The organism is uncultured Methanobrevibacter sp. (assembly GCF_937881195.1).
GTDB lineage: Archaea > Methanobacteriota > Methanobacteria > Methanobacteriales > Methanobacteriaceae > Methanobinarius.
Genome location: NZ_CALGFC010000021.1, coordinates 1 through 6,596 on the forward strand (window position 1 = coordinate 1; position 6,596 = coordinate 6,596).

Annotated in this window: 8 protein-coding genes; 3 read left to right on the forward strand and 5 right to left on the reverse strand. The window is 23.7% G+C overall.

Translation table 11 applies throughout. The features are described 5' to 3' along the window. Both Q0087_RS02345 and Q0087_RS02350 read left to right on the forward strand, forming a co-directional pair. Positions 1-1,052 (forward strand): U32 family peptidase (locus Q0087_RS02345; RefSeq protein WP_297898075.1); only part of this gene is annotated, 1,052 nt, incomplete at its 5' end. 91 nt (positions 1,053-1,143) lie between these two features. Next, positions 1,144-1,827 carry a DNA alkylation repair protein gene (locus tag Q0087_RS02350; RefSeq protein ID WP_297898076.1) on the forward strand — a complete coding sequence of 228 codons (684 nt, stop codon included), beginning with the start codon at positions 1,144-1,146 and terminating at the stop codon, positions 1,825-1,827. A 287-nt stretch (positions 1,828-2,114) separates the two neighbouring features. Here Q0087_RS02350 and Q0087_RS02355 read toward each other — a convergent pair whose 3' ends face one another. The 4 genes from Q0087_RS02355 to Q0087_RS02370 all read right to left on the reverse strand — a co-directional run bounded on the left by Q0087_RS02355 (position 2,115) and on the right by Q0087_RS02370 (position 5,335). Then, the gene (locus Q0087_RS02355) at positions 2,115-2,540 is read right to left on the reverse strand and encodes a winged helix-turn-helix transcriptional regulator (protein WP_297898077.1); all 426 of its coding nucleotides are present in this window, start codon (positions 2,538-2,540) and stop codon (positions 2,115-2,117) included. Continuing rightward, positions 2,537-2,815 (reverse strand): hypothetical protein, encoded by a 279-nt coding sequence (locus tag Q0087_RS02360; RefSeq protein ID WP_297898078.1) that lies wholly within the window; start codon positions 2,813-2,815, stop codon positions 2,537-2,539. Before Q0087_RS02360 ends, Q0087_RS02355 begins: the two co-directional genes overlap by 4 nt. Before the next feature lie 264 nt (positions 2,816-3,079). Continuing rightward, the gene (locus tag Q0087_RS02365) at positions 3,080-4,300 is read right to left on the reverse strand and encodes a tRNA(Ile)(2)-agmatinylcytidine synthase (RefSeq protein ID WP_297898079.1); all 1,221 of its coding nucleotides are present in this window, start codon (positions 4,298-4,300) and stop codon (positions 3,080-3,082) included. A gap of 309 nt (positions 4,301-4,609) precedes the next feature. Further along, positions 4,610-5,335 (reverse strand): tRNA-binding protein, encoded by a 726-nt coding sequence (locus tag Q0087_RS02370; protein ID WP_297898080.1) that lies wholly within the window; start codon positions 5,333-5,335, stop codon positions 4,610-4,612. 376 nt (positions 5,336-5,711) lie between these two features. Between Q0087_RS02370 and Q0087_RS02375 the strand changes: the two genes are divergently transcribed. Beyond that, a complete protein-coding gene (locus Q0087_RS02375; protein ID WP_297898081.1) occupies positions 5,712-6,206 on the forward strand; it encodes a hypothetical protein in 495 nt (164 codons plus the stop codon). 78 nt (positions 6,207-6,284) lie between these two features. Here Q0087_RS02375 and rd read toward each other — a convergent pair whose 3' ends face one another. After that, positions 6,285-6,467, reverse strand: coding sequence for a rubredoxin (gene rd / locus Q0087_RS02380; protein WP_297898082.1), 183 nt, complete (start codon positions 6,465-6,467; stop codon positions 6,285-6,287). Positions 6,468-6,596: the final 129 nt, after the last annotated feature.

The following is a 6,596-nucleotide window of genomic DNA, read 5'->3' on the forward strand; positions in this document are numbered from 1 at the left end:
TATCTAAAAAAGAGCTATCTAAAAAAGAGCTATCTAAAAAAGAGCTATCTAAAAATCTAGAAAATGAAAAAATAGAATCCACTGATCTAAAATCTGAAAAATTAGAATCTAAAAATTTAAGTTTTGGAAATAATGATTTAAGAAGAAAAGATATTTTGGGCTTATCAGTTTTTGTAGATAATATTGAATTAGTTGAAGTTGCTTCAAGCTACAATTTAAATAAGATTTATTTTGATCCATCTTACCTATATGCTAATCCTAATGATTATTTTGAAAATATAGAAAAGACAATTATGGATGCATTAAGTAAAATAACAGTCCAAGAATTAGTATGGGTTTTACCATCACTTATTTCTGATGAAGAAATCGAAAAATGTAATATTATTTTTAATAGCTTAAAAAATAAAGGAGTTCCAATATCAATTATGTGTGATATACCTGGGATAAAACCACTATTTGATTTTAAATTGTATGGTAATCATACATTAAATGTTTGGAATAATTTTTCTTGTGAAAAATTAAGTGAATCTGGATTTAACAGTTTAATACTCTCTCCTGAGCTTTCATTTGAAGAGATGAAAAACCTAGTTTTAAATTATATGAACAAAGATATAGATTTAGAAATGATTGCTCATGGAAATTTAGAAGTTATAATGACTAATGATGATTTTTCTAATTTAAACAAAAATAAAAGCCTTAACATGGATATTTCCGAATATGCAATATTAGAAGATAAAAAAAGAAAAAAATTTAAGTATAAAATTTTATCTGATTTTAATAAAAAAAGCCATATTATAAATAAAGACTGTTTATGTTTAATAGATGAAATGGACAAAATAAGAAAGATTGGACTTGATTCTATAATATTAGATTGTAGATTTTCAAATGAAAATTACACATCTAACATTATTTCACTTTATTTAGAAGCAATAAATGAAACAAATCATGAAAAATTAAATTCTCTTAAAAAAGAAATTTATTCATTATCACATTCTTATTTAAGTAAAGGAAACTTTTTAGATGGGCGTATTCATGAAAAAGGGAAAAAATAATAAATATGAAAAAAAATAATCTAAAAAAAAGTTTGAAGAATAATAAATTTGATTAAAAAGAAACCTTGAAAGATAATAAAACTAAGATAAAATGAAAGTTGAAGAAATAATAAATTTATTTGAGGAACTATCTAGCCCTGAAGATGTTGAAGGAATGTCCCGTTTTGGAATCACTCCTGAGCATACTTATGGTTTAAGAATGCCCGTTATAAAAAAAATAGCTAAAGAATATAAAAAAGACCATTTATTGGCTTTAAATTTATGGAATATTAATACTAGAGAAACAAGAATCTTAGCTTCTTTAGTAGATGATCCAAATATGGTTACTTCAGAACAAATGGATAAATGGGCTAATGACTTTGACTATTGGGAAATATGTGATCAATGTTGTATAAACCTTTTTAGAAAAACATCATTTGCATATGAAAAAATAGATAAGTGGACAAAAGATGATAAAGAGTTTGTTAAGCGTGCAGGATTTGCAATGATTGCTGTTTTAGCTGTTCATGATAAAAAAGAAAAAGATGAAAAATTTATATCTCTTTTAGATATCATAGAACGCGAATCGGATGATGATAGAAATTTAGTTAAAAAGGCAGTTAATTGGGCTTTAAGACAAATTGGAAAAAGAAATATGGTATTGAATAAAATAGCCATAATTAAAGCAAAAGAAATTGATAAAAAAAATTCCAAATCTGCTCATTGGATAGCTAAAAATGCCATTAAAGAATTAACTGATGAAAAAACAGTTGAAAGAATAAAATTGAAAGAATAATAATAAATATAAAAAACTATTATAAAATATAACCTAAAATAAATTGAAATAAGAGAATATAAATTTAAAATTCTGAGCAAAAATTAATAAAATAAAAAAATTATAAATAAAAAACTATAAAAATAAAATTATAAAAATAAAAAATTAGCTATTACTATTTAAGAACTCTCTATTTGATATTACTTCATTTTAATAGATTTAAAAAAAATACTTTTAAATAAACTATTTTAGATAGCTACTGCTATCTTTAGATAGTTAATGTTATCTTTAGATAGCTACTTTTATCTTTAGATAGCTAATGTTATCTCATCGTAGTTCAGGTAAGGAATTTTACTGTTTTTATTTCCTTCTTTTAATTCTATTAATCCTTCTTGTTCTAGGTTTTTTACTTTTGGTTGTACTGAGCTTATATCTTTATTAACTATTTTAGCTAACTCTCTTATTGATTTTGGCTTATCCCTTTTAATAGTGTTTAATAGTTCTATTTCTAATTCCCCTAATGTTAATTTCTTAGTTACAATGCTTGTTGTTCTTTTTATAGTTTCATCAGGATGTTTTTTATAGTATTTCCAATTTTCTATATCAACATATAAAATCATGTTTCTTGGAGTCCTTTTAAGAAGTTTTTCAGCTTCTTCTAAAGATTTATATGTTTTTTCCATTTCTTGTATGAATTCATTTCCTTTTTGCTCTTTAACAAGTGATACCATCATTTTTTCAGCTCCTTTATTAAAGTTTTCAAATTTATTTCTTCATTTTCCTCAATATGTTTATAAACTATCATGAATATGGTTTGTTGAGTGTTTTCATTTATTCTTTCCTTTATTTTATGCTTATATGGATTAGGGTGTATATGTGTATAACCATGATGATAATTGTCTATTAATATTCCATCAGGCATCACTACAACAGACCATCCAGTAGTTGTTTCTGCTTTATAAATTATTTTATCATGAACCTCTGTTTGATCTTGACTTCTCTTAATCATGTTATATTATGTATTTAATATTATTTATATATATGATGTTTTTTTTACATCAATATTATAAAGTAATTTTGTTTTATATTATAGAAGAATAAATTATATATAAATAGAAAGTTTTCAAATATATTAAATATTTCAAAATGAAATCAGTAATGATAATAATAATGATAATAATAATAAATAATATGAATTCAATAAAAATAATAAATAATAATATAAAACCAATAAAAATAAAATATTAAGACAATTTTAATAATAAAATGCTAATCAAATATTCATTCTACAAAGTGGCTTAGCTAAATGTCTTCTAGCTGAAACTGGAGTTTCATAAAATTTTCCTTCAATAAGTTCTCTTTTTTCTTCTTCAGCTATCTTTTCACCATTTGGCAATTTATTTCCACATTTTTTACATTTAAATCCTTTATTTTTTCCTGCAGAAGTCATTGTTTTTCCACAAGCACAAATAGGATTTTTGAATATTTTTTTCTTTTGAAGTTTAATTATCTTAATTTTTTCAATATTAAAGGTTTCACCACAACCAATTCCACCGAAAAGTTGGACCTGATCTCCTTTTTTTAATTGTTTTATTATTTTCCTAAACTCTTTTGTTGGTTCATATGCAGAAGCATCTATATCCCCAGATTCATCCCCTAATTTAAAAAATATATGTCCTCCTTCAATTACATGAGGATCTTCTTTTACATAGCCACTAACAATATAACACCCATATTTTTCCATTCCTGAAATTTTATCTATATTTTGAAGATGCATATCAGTATGCTGATTTGTTTTAAAAATGCAATAACTTTCAATAGGTTCATTAACTTTTACAATATCTTTGGCCAAATTTAATCCTTCAATAGATTCACCACGAATACCATAAAGAATAGGGCAAGGGGTTTTAGGGCCAATAGCTATATAATCATTTTTATAATCCACATTTTCAAAAGTATCGTTAGTTTTTTTATCCATTATATAAACAGAATCCTTATTAATTAGTCTTTCTTTGCCATAATTTTCTTTTTTTCTGTAAGTTAACAGTTCATAAGTGTAATCTTTAAGAGGGCAAGATATAGCTGCAATAGAACCTATAATTCCCCTACCTTTTTTGAACTTATGAGCTTCTGCTCCAATTTTTTTTGCAAAATTCTCTGCTTCTTCTATTGATATTATTGAATATATAGCTTTCATTGCATAATTTTGCATTTCTTTAGTGATTTCACCTTGATAAAAAATTACCCCAGGATTTGTATTGTCACAAGAAGTTTCAGAAAGTTTTTCTACATTCTCAAGGATAATCTTTTTTAATTGATATATTTTTTCTTGATTTAAGCTAGAAATATCAATTTTAAAAGATATTCCCCCATTACCCCGAGTTTTAAACCTTGCGAATGGATTTAATCGAATCAATCTAGGAACATCTTCAATATTAATTCCTTCTTTTTTTAATTCATTAATTATGTAACAAGCTAAGTAAGTGGTACACATTCCATCAGGAGAATCTGTATCATCAATACCTATATGTAGAATAATAAAATCACCTTTTAGTTGATATATATGAGATATAAATTTAATAAAAATTAAATGTTAATTTAAAAAATATTAAAATATTAATTTAATTAATAATAATATATGAATTAAATTAATAAAGAAATATGAATTAAATAAATATTAATTTAATTAATAATAATATATGAATTTAATTAATAACGAAATATGAATTTAATTAATAACGAAATATGAATTAAATAAATAATAAAATATGAATTTAATTAATAATAAAATATAAATTATGAATTATTTAGTTAAATAACCTTCTATTAGATTCCTACTTTCATTTAAAGCATCTAATGGAATTCCTTTAGGCATGGACCCAAGTTCTCCTTCAACATCCTTTAATATCCCTTCACCTGCACCTAAAAACATTCCCTCACTAGCTATTCCAGAAAAAGTTTCAGGAGGAAGCATAGCTATAGCTACATTATTACCTTCTTTAACTGTTAGATCATTTGTAACGACTTTAATAGCCCTTTTTCCAAGGTTGACATTACATATCATTAATCCATCATTATTCGGATGTTGGCTAACACTCATTAATTCCCCTACTTTAATATCTATAGCTACAATAGGATCATTAATTGGACCAAATAAAATTCTATTTTTTAATCCTAAAATAGTATCTATAAAAAATCTTGCTTTAGCTATTGCTTCTTCAGCTTTTTCTTTTTCTTCTTTAGGGGTTTGAGCCATAAATTGATGAGCCCAATCATCTCCACCCAAATATCTTAAAACCAAATTAGCTTTTTCCTCTAATTTAGTTATTTCTGGAGTATTAGCTAAATCTTCAGGATCTAAATAAGAATAATTTAAAGTTTGAAAATCACTTTCCATGTTTTCAGCACTTTCAATAGCCATTTTTTTATTCCAACGTCCTCTAAAACTGCCACTTCTTGCAGTTCCAACAAACATGCCAATAGTTTTTTGTCCAAGTAAAAGTCTGTAGTCTTTAGTTGTGTCCCACATAGTACCTTTTGTTTCCTTAAATTACCCATGATAAAAATGAAAGAACGAGTAATTAATAATAATTATTTAAAAAAAATTTTTATGCAAAAAATTAATATTGCATATTTTTAAATATATCAAACTAACTTATTAAACATTACTTTTCATTATTATAAAGATATTATAATAAAAATAATTAAAAATTCAATATGAATATAATAAAAATTTTATAATAAAAATAATTAGAGATTTTATAATAATTATAATTATAATATTTTATAATAGTATTTAATACATAAAAATTGTTTAATGATAAATAATAAATAATAAATAATAAATAATAATAGATCAATAATATATTATAAAATTATAACTAATTAAATATGCAAGAAAATATATGGAGAACAAAATAATGATAAATAAAAAACACATCTTAACTATATTAATTAGTTTGATACTATTATTTGCAATTGTAAGTGCAATAGATAGTGCATCAGCTACAAAATATAAAAAAATAGATTACAAAAAAACAAAATTAGACAAATCCTCTATAATTACAGAAACAGCATATATTAGTAAAAATAAAAAGATAGTTACAGTTAAATCCAATTTATATATCAAAAAAAGCGAAAAACAAAAATATCGCTTAGAAACTACTTCAAGAACATATATTGAAAAATTTAGCAAAACAAAGCTCAAAATAACTACTAAAGGAAAGTATAGAGGTTCAAAAGGAGTTTATGCTTATACCCAATATTTAAAAACTAAAAAAAGCCCTAAAACATTCTATTTGAAATACATAAAAAATGAATATGAAAATGGATATTATGGATATTCATATGGATATGGTCATGTAAATATTAACAAGACAAATCTAAGAATTAAAAGTTAAGATTGGTTAATTAGCTTTTTAAATGAATATTTAAAATTAAAAATTAAAGATTTAGAAAGAAGAAGAATCTTAAGATTACTATTCTTGTTCAATAAATTCTTCTTTCCCAACAAAACAAAGAGGACAGACCCAATCTTCAGGCAAATCATCAAAAGATGTTCCAGGATTTATTCCATTATCAGGATCGCCTTCTGCAGGATCATATAAATATCCACAAATTTCACACAAATAACTAGGACCATATAAATCGTTTTCAGCCATTTTCATAACCTCAATAACTATTCCATTGGATAATTAGATAATATTCAGATTTAAAAAGTAAATTTTCATCACTTATTTATTAATAATATTTAATTATAATATTTAATTTTATATTTATCCATATTATTT